15 protein-coding genes are annotated in these 16,041 nt (G+C 67.6%); 6 read left to right on the plus strand and 9 right to left on the minus strand.

Translation table 11 applies throughout. The annotated features are described in order from the left end of the window. The gene (locus tag ACFV9C_RS05710; RefSeq protein ID WP_380190914.1) at positions 1-1,212 is read right to left on the minus strand and encodes an SfnB family sulfur acquisition oxidoreductase; all 1,212 of its coding nucleotides are present in this window, start codon (positions 1,210-1,212) and stop codon (positions 1-3) included. Next, entirely contained in the window at positions 1,209-2,294 is a 1,086-nt protein-coding gene (gene sfnG, locus ACFV9C_RS05715; protein ID WP_380190915.1) for a dimethylsulfone monooxygenase SfnG, read from the minus strand. The genes ACFV9C_RS05710 and sfnG overlap by 4 nt, the downstream gene beginning before the upstream one ends. A 140-nt stretch (positions 2,295-2,434) precedes the next feature. On the opposite strand from sfnG, the gene ACFV9C_RS05720 reads away from it, so the two are divergent. From ACFV9C_RS05720 to ACFV9C_RS05730, 3 genes are all read left to right on the plus strand, one after another. Beyond that, positions 2,435-3,340, plus strand: a complete 906-nt coding sequence (locus tag ACFV9C_RS05720; protein ID WP_380190916.1) for a LysR family transcriptional regulator — start codon at positions 2,435-2,437, stop codon at positions 3,338-3,340. Further along, positions 3,337-3,978 (plus strand): nitroreductase family protein, encoded by a 642-nt coding sequence (locus tag ACFV9C_RS05725; RefSeq protein ID WP_380190917.1) that lies wholly within the window; start codon positions 3,337-3,339, stop codon positions 3,976-3,978. The genes ACFV9C_RS05720 and ACFV9C_RS05725 overlap by 4 nt, the downstream gene beginning before the upstream one ends. 167 nt (positions 3,979-4,145) lie before the next feature. After that, positions 4,146-4,985, plus strand: a complete 840-nt coding sequence (locus ACFV9C_RS05730; RefSeq protein ID WP_380190918.1) for a sulfurtransferase — start codon at positions 4,146-4,148, stop codon at positions 4,983-4,985. Positions 4,986-5,136: 151 nt separating this feature from the next. On the opposite strand, the gene ACFV9C_RS05735 is transcribed toward ACFV9C_RS05730, so the two are convergent. From ACFV9C_RS05735 to ACFV9C_RS05765, 7 genes are read right to left on the minus strand one after another with little or no spacing between them, the layout of a single operon-like run. Continuing rightward, entirely contained in the window at positions 5,137-6,150 is a 1,014-nt protein-coding gene (locus ACFV9C_RS05735) for an aldo/keto reductase (protein ID WP_380190919.1), read from the minus strand. A gap of 8 nt (positions 6,151-6,158) precedes the next feature. After that, positions 6,159-7,523: an NtaA/DmoA family FMN-dependent monooxygenase gene (locus ACFV9C_RS05740; protein ID WP_380190920.1), complete on the minus strand. Its 1,365-nt coding sequence runs from the start codon at positions 7,521-7,523 to the stop codon at positions 6,159-6,161. Position 7,524: 1 nt separating this feature from the next. Beyond that, positions 7,525-8,955 (minus strand): NtaA/DmoA family FMN-dependent monooxygenase, encoded by a 1,431-nt coding sequence (locus ACFV9C_RS05745; protein ID WP_380190921.1) that lies wholly within the window; start codon positions 8,953-8,955, stop codon positions 7,525-7,527. A gap of 8 nt (positions 8,956-8,963) precedes the next feature. Next, positions 8,964-10,712: an ATP-binding cassette domain-containing protein gene (locus tag ACFV9C_RS05750; protein ID WP_380190922.1), complete on the minus strand. Its 1,749-nt coding sequence runs from the start codon at positions 10,710-10,712 to the stop codon at positions 8,964-8,966. Then, positions 10,699-11,574: an ABC transporter permease gene (locus ACFV9C_RS05755; protein WP_380190923.1), complete on the minus strand. Its 876-nt coding sequence runs from the start codon at positions 11,572-11,574 to the stop codon at positions 10,699-10,701. The genes ACFV9C_RS05750 and ACFV9C_RS05755 overlap by 14 nt, the downstream gene beginning before the upstream one ends. A gap of 1 nt (position 11,575) precedes the next feature. Next, positions 11,576-12,508 carry an ABC transporter permease gene (locus ACFV9C_RS05760; RefSeq protein ID WP_380190924.1) on the minus strand — a complete coding sequence of 311 codons (933 nt, stop codon included), beginning with the start codon at positions 12,506-12,508 and terminating at the stop codon, positions 11,576-11,578. Between the two features lie 4 nt (positions 12,509-12,512). Then, a complete protein-coding gene (locus tag ACFV9C_RS05765; RefSeq protein ID WP_380190925.1) occupies positions 12,513-14,114 on the minus strand; it encodes an ABC transporter substrate-binding protein in 1,602 nt (533 codons plus the stop codon). 182 nt (positions 14,115-14,296) lie between these two features. Between ACFV9C_RS05765 and ACFV9C_RS05770 the strand changes: the two genes are divergently transcribed. Genes ACFV9C_RS05770 through ACFV9C_RS05780 form a run of 3 tightly spaced genes read left to right on the plus strand, consistent with a single transcriptional unit; the run spans position 14,297 to position 16,014 of the window. Continuing rightward, a complete protein-coding gene (locus ACFV9C_RS05770) occupies positions 14,297-14,692 on the plus strand; it encodes a transposase (RefSeq protein ID WP_380190926.1) in 396 nt (131 codons plus the stop codon). A 9-nt stretch (positions 14,693-14,701) separates the two neighbouring features. Further along, entirely contained in the window at positions 14,702-15,127 is a 426-nt protein-coding gene (locus tag ACFV9C_RS05775; RefSeq protein ID WP_380190927.1) for an OsmC family protein, read from the plus strand. Continuing rightward, positions 15,124-16,014, plus strand: coding sequence for a sulfurtransferase (locus ACFV9C_RS05780; protein WP_380190928.1), 891 nt, complete (start codon positions 15,124-15,126; stop codon positions 16,012-16,014). Before ACFV9C_RS05775 ends, ACFV9C_RS05780 begins: the two co-directional genes overlap by 4 nt. Positions 16,015-16,041 lie beyond the last annotated feature (27 nt).

Here is a 16,041-nt window from a genome sequence, read left to right on the forward strand (position 1 = left end):
TCAGATCTGTCCGTGCCGAGGCGGCAGAACGCCGTCGACAGCCCAGCGCCCGAGGTGCTGGACCTTCCAGGCGGCCGGGTCGTGCAGGGTGTGCGTGCGCGCGTTGCGCCAGTGCCGGTCCAGGTCGAGTTCCGCCAGCGCGGACCGGGTACCGGACACCTCGAACAACCGGCTCGACACCTCGACGGACGTCTTCGTCGTGATCGCCCGAGCAGCAGCTACGGCGAGGCTGGCAGCACCTGCTGTCTCGGCGGTCAGGTTCGCGTTCGCACGATCAAGCGCTCGCCCCGCCTCACCGAGCACGGCATCCGCAGCCCGTACTGCGAGTTCCAGCTCGCCGAATGCCTGCACCACCAGCGGGTCATCCGCAGCCCGCGGTACGCCCGCGTCCGGGTACGGGCGGCTCTTCGTACGAACGAACTCCGCAGCATCGTCGAGCGCCGCCCTGGCGATGCCGGCGTCGATCGCCGCGTGCAGCAGCTGCGCGTAGGCGCCGTACGTCTGCGGCGCGTCGAACATGAGCGCGTACGGCGTGATCCACTCGTCGGTCACCGCGACATCCGTCAGCCGGACCGTCCCGCTCGCGGTCGTCCGTTGCCCCACGGAGTCCCAGTCGTCGATCACCTCGAGCCCCGGTGCGTCACGGTCGACCCAGGCCACCGCCATCGGGCCGTCCACCCCGCGGTGTGCCAGTACGGCGACGCGATCGGCGAACAGTGCGCCGGTGCAGTAGAACTTCGTCCCGTTCAGCCGCCAGCGGCCGGGGCCGTCGGGCGTCAGCGTCGTACGGAAGTCGCGGACGTGGGCCGTGCCTCGCTCGGACTGCGCGTTGCCGATGGTCCGCCCTTGGAGGACCTCGGCGAAGATCCGCTTCTTCTGCGCGCCCGAACCCTGCCGGACCGCCTGATTCAGGTAGACGAAGTGGCTGTGCGGGATCTGCGCCACGTTCGGGTCGCCCGCCGCGATGATCCGGAACACCTCGGCCACGACAGACGCCGGCAGACCGGCGCCGCCGTACGCCTGCGGCACACTGATCGCCAGCAAACCGCTCTCGGCGAGAGCCAGTACGGCGACGACCGGGAGGATCCGCTGGCGGTCCCGTTCCGCGGCGCCGAGCGCGATTTCCGCCGCCTGCTGCCGGGCGATCTCGATTGCCTGATCGGCATCGAGCACCGGCACGCGCGCCACCGACCGAACTCGCGTGGTCGTCATCCGACCCGCTCTCGCTCGGCCGCCTCCAGTTCGCGGACGATCGGCAGGACCTTCTGGCCGAAGTACTCGACGTCCTCCAGGTAGTGCAGGAAGCCGAGCAGGAACAGGTCCACTCCGCGGCGCTTGTACTCGACGATGCGCTCCGCGACCTGCTCCGGCGTACCGATCAGACCGGTCCGGAAGCCGTCGTTGTACTGCACGAGATCGGCGAACTCCGAGTCCTGCCACATCCCCTTCTTGTCCGACGTCGACTGCCCCGCCTGCTTGACGGCGGCGCCGAAGCCCTCGACCGCCTCGCGATCGGCCTTGTCGATGATCTCCCGGAGCACGTCCCGGGCCTCCGCCTCGGTATCCCGCGCGACCACGAACCCGTTCACTCCGAACCGCACCGACCGGCCGTGCACCTGGGCGACGTCGCTGACGTCGCGGATCTGCTCCGCGACCCCCTCCGGCGTGTTGCCGTTCGCGAAGTACCAGTCCGAGACCCGGCCGGCCATGCCCCGCGCGTCGCTCGAGTTCCCGCTTTGGAAGATCTCCGGGGTCGACACCGGCTTGGGTTTCAGGTCGAAGTCGTGCAGCCGGTAGAAGTCACCGTTGAACTCGGCGTGCTCCGACGTCCAGATCTCCCGCACGTACCGGATGAACTCCTCAGAGCGCCGGTACCGCTCACCGTGCTCCAGCCACGGCTCCCCGAGCTTGGTGAACTCGTCCTTGAACCAGCCACTGACCACGTTGATCGCGGCCCGCCCACCGGACATCTGATCGGCACTCGCGATGAACTTCGCCAGTACGCCGGGCTGCCACAACCCCGGGTGAATCGCCGCGATCACCTTAAGCCGCTCCGTCGCCAGCAGCAGCGCGAGACTGAAGCTCGTGGACTCGTGCTGGTACGCCGCGCCGTACGACGCGATGTAACGGACCTGGGTCAGCGCATACTCGAAGCCGTTGTTCTCGGCGAGCTGTGCAAGCTTCTTGTTGTACTCGTAGCTCCAGTCCGTGCGCTGCTCGATCTTGCTGACCACCAGGCCGCCGCTCACGTTCGGCACCCAGTAGGCGAACTTCAGCGCGTCTCCGCTGGTCATGTCCTCGCTCCGCCCGTCTCACGTTCTGACTCGACACCCAATGTCGACAGGATTACTGGACAATGGAGGAGGTTCAAGGGAGTTGCTGCCAGCTATCGCCGATCACCGCATCGGCGGATCCGAGGACGACGGAGGTGGAGATGCGGATCGAGCAGCTCGAGTTCATCGCGGCCGTGACCCAGCACGGCTCGCTGCGCCGTGCCAGCGAACATCTGCACGTCTCCCAGCCCGCGCTCAGCGAGGCGATCGCGAAACTCGAGCGCGAACTCGGCGTACCACTGCTCGACCGGCGCCGCTCCGGCGCCCGGATCAGCGCCGAAGGCCGCGACCTGCTCCGCAACATGATCGAAGTCCTGGAAGCCGTCGACCGACTGAAGTCCGCCGCCGGCGACCAGACCGCCGCGGCCCGCATGCTCCGCATCGGCACGGTGAACGCCGGTACGTCGTCCCTGCTGCTGCCCGCACTGCGAAAGTTCCAGACCATCCGGCCCGGCGCGACCGTCGAGATCCGGAACCTGCAACAGAGCGAGATCGAAACCTCGCTCGCCGAAGGCGGCCTCGACGTCGGCCTCGTCAACCTGCTGAGCGGCGACGACACACCACCCGGCCTGGACGGTACGCCGGTCCGGCACGGGCACCCGGTCGTGGTCATGCCGACCGGACACGAGCTGGCCTCCCGCGCGGAGGTGACGGTCGACGAACTGCGCGCCGAGCCGTTCGTCGGGATGCGCGCCGGCTACGTCATGCACCGCTTCGCGCACCGGATCTTCGGCTCCACGCTGCCCCGCGACTGGCACAGCACCGACGGCGCCGAGATGGGCAAGACGATGGTCGTCGAGGGCTTCGGCCTGACCATACTGCCGGACTACAGCGTTGTCGACGACCCGCTGACCCGAGCAGGCCTGATCACCAGCCGCCCGATCGCAGGCGACCGGACAGTCGTCACCATGGTCCTCCTGCAACGCCGCCAGGGGCGCCCTTCACCCGCCGTCCGCGACCTCGTCAGCACCCTCACCGCCCCTGATTCGCAAAGGCTGTCCGCATGAACTCCACCCTCGTCCTGTCACCCGATCAGTTGCTCACCACAACAAGAACTGTCCGCAAGCGGCTGGACCTCGAACGACCGGTGTCGCGGGACTTGATCCGGGAACTCATCGACATCGCCGTACAGGCCCCGTCCGGAAGCAACGGCCAGACATGGCACTGGCTCGTGATCACGGACCCGGACAAGCGCGCCGTCATCGGCGACTACTACCGGCGATCCCTGCAGGCCTACTTCGCCGACAGGGACGCCGCCGAGCCGACAGTGGATCCAGAACGCGCGGCAGTTCAGCAGCGGGTACGCAGCAGCTCGTCGTACCTCGGCGATCACATGGGAGATGTGCCGGCGCTCGTCATCCCCTGTATCGAGGCCGCTACCTTGCCGGCCGGCAATCAGGCCGGACTGTGGGGCTCGATCCTGCCCGCCGCCTGGAGCTACATGCTCGCCGCCCGCTCCCGCGGGCTCGGCACGGCCTGGACCACGCTGCACCTCAAGTACGAGACCGAGATCAGTGAGCTGCTGAAGCTGCCCGGCAATCTGCGCCAGGCGGTCCTGATCCCCACCGCCTACTCGATCGGAACCACCTTCAAACCGGCCGCCCGCAAACCCCTCGACGAAGTTCTGCACTTCGACACGTGGTGACCCCGGATCCAGGTTCGCCGGTTCAGTGCGCGCCGCGCGAGCAGCCGTTGGCCCGTAACCCCGCAGTTCCTTCTGGAGCGTCCGCGATCCGGTCCGCTATATATCGTTCGGCTCCTGCTATTTAGACTTATGTAACCGATACGGAGCCAGCGCTTGGAGCTAGACCCATGGGCGTAGCGATCACGCAGCGATTCCTCATCTCGGCGGAGCAGCTTGCTCGAAGGCGGGACGGGGTCGTGGTGCTCGAGGTCAGTCGGTCGTCCGAGACGGCGTACCTGGAAGGGCACGTTGCCGGTGCGCATTCGGTCGTGCTGGAGCGAGACCTCGTCGGGCGCCTCACCGAGATGTCGGGCAGTGGTCCGTTGCCGGAACCTGGGGAGTTGCAAGGGCGGCTTCGGCGGTGGGGTGTCGGTGATGACAGCACTGTTGTCGTGTACTCCCGGGAGACCCCGGCGATCGCCACCCGGGCCTGGTGGACATTCCGCTGGGCCGGGCTCGCGAACGTCTTCCTTCTCGACGGCGGTCTGCGGGCGTGGGAGGAGGCCGACGGCACGCTGGATACCGAGATTCCGCCGCCTTCCGAGGGGTCTGTGGTCGTGCGGCCCGGCTCGTTGCCGGTCCTCTCGCCCGAGGATGTCGCCCGGATCGCCGTGAGCGGGCACCTGCTCGATGCTCGAGGTACGGCGGCGTACCTCGGTGACCCGCAACTTCCTCGGCTCGGGCACATCCCCGGCGCGCACAGCGTGCCCGGTTCGGTGAACTTCGTCGACGGCAAGCTTCTGGGTCCGGCGGCGCTGCGTGAGTTGTACGGCGCGTGTCTCGACGGGCACGAGATCGGTGCGTACTGCGGGAGTGGGGTCTCGGCAACCACGACGGTGCTCGCCCTGGCGCAGCTCGGGATCGAGGTGGCGTTGTATCCGGGCTCGTGGTCGGAGTGGATCACCGACCCAGCCCGCCCCTCCGCAACCGGCGACCGCCCCGGTACCTACCCGGCGCCCTCCGACTGAGCGCGCAGGCCGGCCCCGCGCAGGCCGACCCGGCAAGGTCGGCCGCGCGGAGATCCGCGGCGCGGACGTCAGTCGCGCTCCGGTTCGTCGGCCGTGCGGCGAGATGCCGTGCCGGGCGCCCCGCAGTAGGCGGGGAATTGCCAGACAACTCCTAGCCGCGATCGACTCGGCCGGGGCCGCCGGAGAGGTCGCCGCTGAAGAGGTCGCGGAGTTCCGCGTCCTCGTCGGGGGTCGGGGTCCAGTCGGTAGCGCGAAGGTTCTCGTCGAGCTGGTCCGGGACGGTGACGCCGGCGATGACGCTGGTGACGGTCGGCTGGGCGAGGAGCCAGCTGAGGGCGGCGGTGCTGGGGCTGATGTCGCGGTCGCGGGCGAACTGTTCGAACTTCGCCAGGGCTTCCCACGGCGCGTCACGCAGGAGGTAGCGCTTGAGGTTGGTGATCTTTGCTTCGGCTGGTGCGCGGTCGGCGGAGTACTTGCCGGTGAGCAGTCCGTTTTGGAGTGGGAAGTACGGGATGAAGCCCAGCCCGTAGTGCCGCAGGGCCGGGATCAGCTCCTCTTCGGGCTTGCGCCACAGCAGGTTGTACTCGTCGGTCGTCGACACGAACCGGGTCAGGCCGTTGCCCCGGGCGACATGGTCGGCGTCGGCCAGTTGCCACGCCTTGAAGTTCGACGCGCCGACGTACCGGATCTTGCCGGACCGTACGAGCGAGTCGAGGGCGGACAGCGTCTCCTCGATCGGCGTGAGCGGGTCCGGGAAGTGGATCTGGTACAGGTCGATGTAGTCCGTACCCAGTCGCCGGAGTGACTCCTCCGCGGCGGAGACGATGTACTTCCGTGATCCCGGCCGGGCGTAGGCCGGACCGCGCTCACGGAAGAGGTTCAGCCCGAACTTGGTGCCGATGACAACCTTTTCGCGCCGGTTGCCGAGCGCCTCGGCGAACAGCTCCTCGCTCTGGCCGGGATGGTCGCCGTACCCTTCGGCCAGGTCGAAGTACGTGACGCCGAGGTCGAGAGCGCGGTCGACGATCGCGGTCACGGCGCGCTGGTCGGTGGCACGCATCCCGGTGCGGCCGAAGGTGCTGGCGCCGACGCCGATCTCGGACAGGACCAGTCCTGAGGAACCGAGCTGCCGGTGTCCGTCCGGCACGTTGTGGTTGGCGGGCATGTCTCTCCTCAGTAGTCGTCGGTGTCGAGGAGGCCTTGCAGGGTGGACGCCTCGTACTCGGTCCGGAAGATCCCGCGCCGCTGCAGCTCCGGCACGACCAAGTCGACGAACAGATCGGCAGGACCTCGGTGGTACGGCGGGAAGAGTTGGACGCCGTCGAGTACGTTCTCCTCGAGGTTCTCCTCCAGCCAGTCCGCGATCTTCGCGGCGTCACCGACCACCGCCGGCTGCTGCTCGTGCTTTGACCGCTGCACGTACTGGTACAGCTCACGCAATGTGGCGTCCTCGCCGACTTGGGTGGTCAGCACCTGCCGCAGCAACTCCCGGTCGTTCTTCACATCCCTCGCACGATCGCTGATGAAGGGCCGCAGCGCCCCGTCGTCGAGCGATTCCACGTCGACCACGTCCAGCACGCGCTCGGTGTCGCGCACCCGCGACAGGTCGACTCCCAACGCCGCCGAGAAGGCGGCCGGGATCTCCTCGGTCAGTTGCAGTGCGTTGATCTCGTTGAACTTGGCAACCGCCTCGCGCGTCGTGCCCGCCAGGTAGAACGTGATCCCCGGAATGATCTTGAACTTCTCCGGATCCCGCCCGTTCGCCGCGACCCGTTCCTTGAGCTTGCGGTACTCCTCCTTGCCGCGGCTGATCCCGAAGTACGGCGAGAACCGCACCTGCGCGTAGTCCGCCCCGAACCGCAGCGACTCCTCGGACAGCCCGACCTGCACGATCGGGATGTGCGACTGCACCGGCGGCGGCACGTTCAGCGGCCCGCGTACGTCGAAGTGTTCGCCGTGGTGATCGATCTGGTGCCACGAACCCGGCTTGATCAGCGTCCCGCCGGTCTTGTCGCCGAGCAGCAGGTCGTCGTCCCAGCTCTCGTAGAGCAGCCTGTTCACGACCTGCGTGAACTCACGGGCGCGCTCGTACTTGGTCGCCTCGGTCGGCACCGGGTTCTTACCGAAGTTCCCGATCGGGTCGCCGTCGCGGTCGATGCCGAAGACCACGTTCAACGCCGTACGTCCGGCGTTGAAGTTGTCGAGAGTGGCGAGCTGGCGGGCGATCGAGTACGGGTGCTCGAACGACGAGTTCACCGACATCAGGAAGCCGAGGTTCTTCGTGACCGCGGCGGCGTACCCGGCGTACACGAAGTTGTCCCAGCGGTAGATCCGGTTCAGCCGATCCGGTTCGCTGCCGAGCGCGCTACCGGCGAAGACGTAGTCGAGCTTGCCCCGTTCCGCGGTCCGGGCGATGTCGAGGATCACGCTCGGGTCGCGCAGACCGGCGTTGGTTGCTTCCGGCAAGCGCCAGGCGTCGAGGTCCCAGCCGGTGCCGTACGCCGCCAGGCCGAGGCGCAGCTTCCGTCGATTCGACATGTCACTCCTGGGTGAAGGTGTTGGGCGGGACCGCGAGGCCGAAGTGCCCGCGGAAGGTGTCGGTGGTGTAGTCGGTGCGGAAGACGCCGCGCTCCTGCAGGATCGGGACGACTTCGCCGGTGAAGCGCTCGAGCTGGTTCCACAGGAACGGCGAGTTCACGTTGAACCCCTCGGCGGCGCCGCGGTCGAACCAGTCGATCAGGGTGTCGGCGACGTGTTCCGCCGTACCGATGACCAGCGGGAAGCCGCCGGCCACTGCGGCATGCAGGAGGTCGCGGACCCGCACTCCCCCGTTGCCGACCACGCGATCGGTGCGGTCGGCGAGCGAGCGCAACAGGCTCTCACCGTAGGAGTTGAACTGCTCGGCGACATCCGGCTTGATCACGCCGTCCAGGCCGAGCGGCCGCAGGTCGGTGCCGATCCGTTCGGAGAGAGCGCGGACGCTGCGGATGCCCTTCGGCAGCGGGAATCGTGAGGAGGTGACCCGTTCCCAGTCCGGACTTGACCAGAAGGACGCGTCCTGGTCGCCCTCGAGGAGGTCGTCGTCGAACGGCAGCAACGTGTTCAGCTCTTCGTACAGCTCGATCGCGTCCGCACGGGTGTCGCCGATCAGCGGCGCGATGCCGGGAAGGAAGAAGATCGGGTCCTCCCGGCCACGCAGGCGTACGGCGCGTTGCCGGACGTCGGCGTTGAACGCCGCCGATTCCTCGGACGTCGCGGGACCGGTGAAGTTCACGTCGGCCCACTTCGCGGTCAGCTCGCGGGACAGCTCCGACGCGCCGGCGTACAGCAGCGGAATGTGACCCTGGGGCGGACGTTCGAGCGGCAATGTGCCGGCGACCTGGAAGTGCTTGCCCTGGTGGTTCAGGCGGTGGATCTTGCTCTCATCGACATATCGGCCGGTGCTCTTGTCCTGCAGGTACGCACCATGGTCGATACTGTCCCAGAGCTTCTGGATCACCTCGATGAACTCGTCTGCCCGTTCGTACCGCTCGGCTCCGCCGAGATCGGGCAGGCTGAAGTTCTGCGCTGCGAGGTCGTTGGCGCCGAGTACGACGTTCCAGGCCAGCCGTCCGCCGCTCAGGTGGTCGAGCGAGGCGGTGAGGCGGGCCAGGATGTACGGCTCGTAGAACGTCGGGTGGGCCGTGACGACCAGCCCCATCTTCGACGACTGCAGGGCGAGTTGCGACGCGAGCGTGAACGGTTCCAGCCGGCCGGTGTTGTGGGTGGTGATCCACTGCTCGCGGACGATGTCGCCGGGGAGCGTGTCGCCGAGGAAGAAGAAGTCGAACTTCGCGTCCTCGACGATCTTCAGCGCCTTGGTCGCATACTCGAGCTCGAAGGCGTGCGCGGTCGGCGCGTCCGGGTGCCGCCAGCCGCCCCAGTGGGTGCCGTTCAGCCAGTACATGTAGCCGAGGTGGAGCTGGCGCATGGATCTCCTCATGAGGACAGTGCGGACGACGGTTCGGCGGCGCCGGGGATCGACGCCAGCAGTTCCTTGACGTAGTCGGTCCGCGGCTGGGTGAGGATGCCGAGTGCGGGACCGTGTTCGACGATTCGGCCTTGCTGGAGTACGACGATCTCGTCGGACACCTCGGCGATCACGCCGAAGTCGTGCGAGATGAACAGGTAGGTCAGCGCGAACTCGCGCTGCAGGGAGCCGAGCAGGTCGAGGATCTGGCGCTGCACGGTGACGTCGAGGGCCGACACCGGCTCGTCCAGAATCAGCACCTCCGGCCGCGGAGCGAGCGCGCGGGCGATCGCCACCCGCTGCCGCTGCCCGCCGGAGAGCTCGGCGGTGTAGCGGTCGGCCACCGAGGACGGGAGACCGGTCACGTCCAGCAACTCCGCGATCCGGTCCGCACGCTGACTCCGGACTGCTCGCTGAGGCGAGCGGGCGGTCGCGCCCGAGCGCTCGGGAACCTCCCCACCCCGCCTGGCAGCTCCACCGCCGCGCCCGGCTCTCGTGGCGCCGAGCTTGTGTCCTGTGAGCGGTTCTTCGAGGATCGAGCGGACGGTCGCGCGGGGGTTGAGCGAGGCGAACGGGTCCTGGTAGACCAGCTGCACCTTTCGGTACAGGTCCGACAAGCCTCTGCCGCGTCGATGGTGGATGACTGGCTCGCTGTCGATCTCCACCGTGCCGGAGTCGGCCGGCGTCAGGCCGGCCAGCACTCGCACCAGAGTGGTCTTCCCGGAGCCCGACTCGCCGACGATGCCGAGGGTCGTGCCCTTGCGCACCTGGAACGATGCGTCGGCGACCGCTGTCACCTGATCGGACCCTCCGCGGGCTCCGAATGTCTTTGTGAGACTCTTGGCCCGCACCACGACAGGCGAGTCGGACGGGACGGTCCGAGAGAATTCCAGGCGGCTGTTCGCGGCGCGGGTGCCGGAGAAACCGAGCGACGACGCGCGCAGCAAACGTTCGGTGTATTCGTCGCCGGGGTCCGCGATCACCTCCTCGGTGCGGCCGCTGCGGATCAGGCGTCCGTCCTTCAGTACGGCGATCTCGTCGGCGCGCTCGCCGGCGACGCCGAGGTCGTGGGTCACCAGCAGGATCGCGAGGTCGTCGGATTCGACCAGGCTGGTCAGCAGGTCGAGGATCGTCTTCTGCACGGTCACGTCGAGTGCGGTCGTCGGCTCGTCGGCGATCAGCAGTCGCGGCCCGGTACTCATCGCCGCCGCGATCAGCACCCGCTGGCACATGCCCCCGGACAGCTCGTGCGGGTGCCGCGAGTACAGGCGCTCCGGGTTCCGCAGGCCGACCTTCGCGAACAGGTCGATCACTCGCTCCCGGCGCTCCGCCTTCGACGCGAGACCGTGCGCACGCAGCGGTTCGCCCGCCTGCACGCCGACCGGCATCAGCGGGTTCAGCCCGAGCAGAGCATCCTGCGGGATGTAGCCGATCTCCTTACCGCGAACGCCACGGTACTGCCGCTCGGACAGATCAGTCAGGGTCCGGTCGGCGAGCGTGACCTGGCCGTCGGTGATCCGGCCGTTCTCGGCCAAGGTGCCGGTGACAGCCCTGCCGAGGGTGGACTTGCCCGACCCTGACTCGCCGACCACGGCAACGACCGAGCCGACCGCGACCGTCAGACTCACCTGGTCGAGTACCCGGGCCGCCGGCCGCCCAGGCAGCCGGAACTCGACGCCGACGTTGCGCACGCTGAGCAGCGGTTCAGGCGACGACACTGGTCCTCCCGCGGTTGAACGACCGGCCGATCCGGTAGACGGCAAGCACCGTCAGGACGATGACGAGTCCGGGCAGCAGACTCAGCCACCACTGGACCCCGATGAACGTGCGGCCCGCAGCAACCAGCAGGCCCCACTCCGGCGTCGGCGGTGGCGCGCCGAGGCCGAGGAAGCTGAGCGCGGCGACCGTGAGGACCGCCGTACCGATGTCCATCGTCGCGGCGGCGAGCACGGAGCGGGACGCGTTCGGTACGACGTGCCGGAACAGCCTGTATACGTATCCATGGCCGGCAAACACGGACGCCTCCACGTACTTGGCATTGCTGACCTTCAGCACCTCAGCACGCATCAAACGCGCGAACCCCGCCGTACTGTTGATGCCAATGGCAACAGCTATGTTGAGCGTCCCGCGGCCCAGCGCGGAGATGATTGCCAGCGACACGATCAGGCTCGGCACCGCCAGCATGATGTCGACGACCCGCATCAACACGGCATCGAGCTTGCCACGCAGCGCACCGGCGATCAGCCCGAGCAGCGAGCCGCCGATCAGACCGATCAGAACCGCGACCACGGCCGCCTGCAACGACAGCCGCGTGCCGTAGACCGCCCGAGTGAACTGATCACGCCCGAAGTCGTCGGTGCCGAACAGATGATGTGCGCTCGGTGGAAGCAGCATGGATGATGCGTCCTGCCGCAACGGGTCCCCGGAAACGAACAGGCTGGGATGGATCGCGGCAAGCAGGATCACGAGCACCCAGAGGTACGACGCCAGCAGCGCCGGCGAGCGGAGTACGTCAGCCACCCAGCCACGCACAGCGCGCGACGGTGCGGGCGCGACCGCCTTGAGGTCGAGGGTTGCCATCTCACGCGTCCAATCGGATTCGCTTGTCGATCAACGGGTAGACCGCGTCGACCACGAGGTTCACGACCACGAAGATCGCCGCGCTGATCGTCACCGCGACCAGCACCAGCGGCATGTCCCGGCCGTTGACGGCGTCGACGACCAGCCGGCCGACACCGAGGCGGGAGAAGACCGTCTCGGTCAGCACAGTCCCGCCGACCATCACGCCGACCGTGGTCCCGAGCGATGTGATCACCGGAAGCGCGGCGTTCTTCAGCGCGTGCCGTACGACGATGTCGAAGCGGCTCAGGCCCCAGTTCCGCGCGGTCTCGACGTACGGCGAGGTCAGCGCGCCGCGCAGGTTGGCGGTCAGCAACTGCGAGATGCTGCCGCCACCCGCGACCGCCAACGCCACGGAGGCGACGAGCAACCCGCCGAGGCTCTTGTCACCGACGGCCTTGATCAGATGCAACTGGAACGCGAACACCTGCAGCAGCACGAGACCGACCAGGAACGGCGGCAACGAGACAGCGACCGGCGGCAAGGAGATGAGCAGCTCGCGAGCCCACCGCCAGTTCGTCAGCTCGATGACAACCGACAACGTCACACCGAGCACGACAGCGAGCAGCAACCCGAGGAACGCCAGCTTCAGCGTCTCGGGAAAGGACTCGAAGTACACCTGCACAGCGGGCCGCCGCTGATAGACGCTCTGACCGAAGTCACCTCTCAGTGCCCCGACCAGAGCATCCCAGTACTGCACGAGCACCGGCCGGTTGAGGCCGAGCAACTCGCGCTGCTCGGCCAGCAACTGCTTCACGTCCGCACCGTCCGCGCCCGCGGTGAGACCTCCGGCCGCGTCACCGGGCACGATGTAGAGCAGGAAGAACGCGCCGGTGAACGCTCCCCAGATCACGATCACGCCGTACAGCAGCCGGCGTACGCCGTACCTCAGCATCGGGTTACTTCTTCTCGAGCCAGGCGTCGATCAGGTACTGGTCGAGACCCACCGGCTTGATGTCGTGCAACCGCGGCGAGTACGCCCACACGTCGACGTCGTTCGAGACCGGGATGTCGTACGCCTGCTCGACCAGGATCCGCGACGCCTGATCGACGAGCTGCTGGCGCTTGGCCTTGTCAGTCGTCTGGTTCTGCTCCTGCAGCAGGCGATCCAGCTCCTGCCCCTTCGCGTCGTCTTTCGCGATGAAACTCCGGTTCGAACCCGTCGTCGTGCCGTAGTTGGCCCGCAGTACGTCGGGTTCCGGCGAGGACGCGTACCAGTACGCGACGTCGTACGTACCGCTCAGCAGCTTCTCGTTCGCCTCGGCCGCCAGCGGCGGGTCGAGCACCAGTTCGATGCCGATCTTCTTCCACTGGTCCTGCAGTACCTGGAACGCGGCGTCGTCCCGCGGCGCCCGCAGCGACAGCCGCTGACCTGCCGCGTTCACCCGGATGCCGTCGGCACCGATCTTGCTCCAGCCCGCCTGGTCGAGCAGCGACTTGGCCTTGTCCGGGTCGTACTTCAGCAACGCGCTCTGGTCGGAGTAGTACGGGTTGTCCTTGCTCAACGGCCCGGTGGCCGGCTGGTCGATCCCGCCGGACGCGATCTTCACCAGCTCGTCACGGTTCACCCCGACCTGCAGCGCCTGCCGGACGCGGACGTCCTTCAGGAACTTCGACGACGAGTTGATCGGCAACTCGAGACCGGTCGCCGGGTTCAGCGTCTTCGAGATCGTCAGGCCCGCGCCTTGCAACTGCGGGACGTACTTCGCGTTCACCCAGTAGATGAACTGCAGCTCGTCGTCACCGATCACCGCGCCGTTGCGGACCGAGTCCTCCGGGATGATCTTGTAGACGACCTGGTCCAGGTACGCCGGACCGTTGTGCTTGAAGTACGCCGGCGCCCAGTGGTAGTCGTCCCGCTTCTTCAGCACGATGCGCTGATTGGGTACGTATTCACTCAGATAGAACGGGCCGGACCCGTCGATCCACTTCTGCCGCTCCGCCACCGGCAGTTTCGCCGTCTTCTCCGACACGATCCCGACGTACGCCCGCGACAGCGACACCAGGAACGCGGCGTTCGGCTTCGCGAACTGGACCGTGATGTCGTGCTCCGTCGGCGTCGTGATCTTGCTGATGCCCTGGACGATCGTCTTCGCGCTCGAGTGGATACCTGGCCGGTTCAGGCTCTCGAGGTTCGCCTTCACCACGGCCGAGGTGAGCTTCGTACCGTCGTGGAACGTCACGTCGTCGCGCAGTTTGAACGAGTACGTCCGTGCATCCGGGCTCTCGGTCCAACTGGTCGCCAGCCACGGCTCGAGCTTCTTCGTGTCCGGGTTGTAGAACACCAGCGAGTCCGACAACGCGCGCGCGACCGTTCGCCAGACCTGGTTGACCACGGCCGCGTCGATACCGTTCGGCTCGGCGCTGAGACCGATGTTCAGGGTGCCGCCGTTGTGGTCAGTCCCCGAGGCAGCTGTTTGGGTTGAGTTCCCGGAGCAGGCGGCGGTGGCGAGCAAGGCGAGGGTGGCGGCCACTCCGGCAAGCCGACGGAAACAGGACACGGCGAGTTCCTCTCAATAAAAGATCGCGTGACGCTATATAGCGGAGCGTCCGGATCGTGCGTTGCCGACATCGTGACACGGCTGCTGGGAGCGTCAGAGCATGTCTCATATGTCGAGCAACTTAGTCGACTTTGAGTGTGATAGCCGATACATAACCACTTGTACGCGCGTAGTATCACGGCGTGGTGTTCGACAAGAAGTACAGCGACGAGGTCCGGGAGCGTGCCGTCGAGCGGGTGCTGCAGCGCCGCCGGGACGAGCCCGACAACCGCTCGATCGTGCGCGAGGTCTCCGAGGAGTTCGAGGTCGGCCCGCAGTCCCTACGCAAGTGGATGGCACGCTACGACGACGGCAGCTACGACTATGATGCCGACGGCTGGGACCCGGCGCCGGCACCAAAGCAACGCAAGGGCGGCCGTCGCGAGCTCGAGGCAGAGATCGCGGAGCTCGAACACCAGGTCGCCGTACTCCGGGAGGACAACCGCTCGCTCACGCGGGTCGTCGCCCTGCTGTCCGAAGAGTTGCGCGCTGTGACCACGATCCGGGAACCGTCCGCGGGCGAGGTCGGTCGTTCATAGACTCGAGCAATGAACGACCGGATCACCGTCGTCAGCAACCTGCACGGACGGACCACCGACGTCCGCGGCCGTTACACGCTCAGCGGACCGGGCTTCGAGATCGTCTCGGACGGTTCGGTGCGCAGCGGTGGACCGGGCGAGGAGGCAAGCTCGCTCGACCTGCTCGTGGCCTCTCTGGTCTCCTGCGCGCTGAACGCCTTCCGGCACGACTTCGTCGAGAGCGGGCAGCCCGACCGACAGGTGGAGATCTTCGCCCGGATCGAGCGCAAGGTCGAGGGCGACTACCTCGGCACCCTGATCATGGAGTGCTTCATCGACGGCGTCGACAACCTCACCGCCGACCAACTCGTCGCCGAGTACAAGAAGCGCTGCCGCATCTACAACGCCCTGAAGGACAGCCTTCCAGTCGTCTTCGTCCCCCACACCTCGTCATGAGTCAGCTGCTCGACGCCCAGACGGCGTACCGCTTGACGAACCGGTATGTGTTCCTCGAGGTTGCTCCATGGCGGGCGATGGCGGACGGCGCGGATCCCATCGACGGCAGCATCCCCGACGCGGTCGACACCTCGGTGAAGGACGACTTCGCCGGGCGCCCGACCGCCACCAGCGGCCACCTGCCGCTGCCCGCCGTCGGCGACCTCCACGCAGCCCTCCACGCACGCGGTGTCCGGCCGACCGACGACATCGTCGTCTACACGCGCCGCGTCGAGGAGCTCTCCTCCGCAACCCGGGCGTGGTTCACCCTCACCTGGGCGGGGTACCCCTCGGTCCGCGTCCTGAACGGCGGCCTCCAGGCGTGGGTCGCAGCCGGCGGCGTGACCGAGCATCTCCGGAACGCCGAGCCGACAGCTGCGCGCTCCGCCCCAGAAGCACCCGCCGGCGCCGCCGATCCTCCGCGTTCGGCCGGCGTGCGGATACTCCATGCGACCGAGGTTCTCGACATCTCGGAGTACGGAACTCTGCTCGACGGTCGTCCCGCCGCGGCGTACCACGGCTACACCGACGACCCTCGCAGCGGCCATGTCCCGCACGCCGTCCACGCGCACTCGGCCGAGCTGATCGCGCCGGACGGACGGTTGCACCGAGCAACAGATCTTCGCAAGTGGTTCCTGCACCGGCGCTCGATCGGCGGCCACCAGGTCGGCGCCTACTGCGGCGGCGGTGTCTCCAGCTCGCTGCTCGTCTTCGCAGCCGCCGTGATCGGCCAACCGATCGGCTTGTACGTCGGCTCCTGGTCAGCGTGGTCCGCGGACCCGAACCTCCCGGTCGAGCAGGGCGCAGCCCTGAGTCGCTCCCCACTGCTCGATACGGACTGCGCCTGATCGAGATATCGCTCGGACTGCGCCGCT

It is taken from the genome of Kribbella sp. NPDC059898, assembly GCF_042730855.1.
In the GTDB taxonomy this organism is placed as follows: domain Bacteria; phylum Actinomycetota; class Actinomycetes; order Propionibacteriales; family Kribbellaceae; genus Kribbella.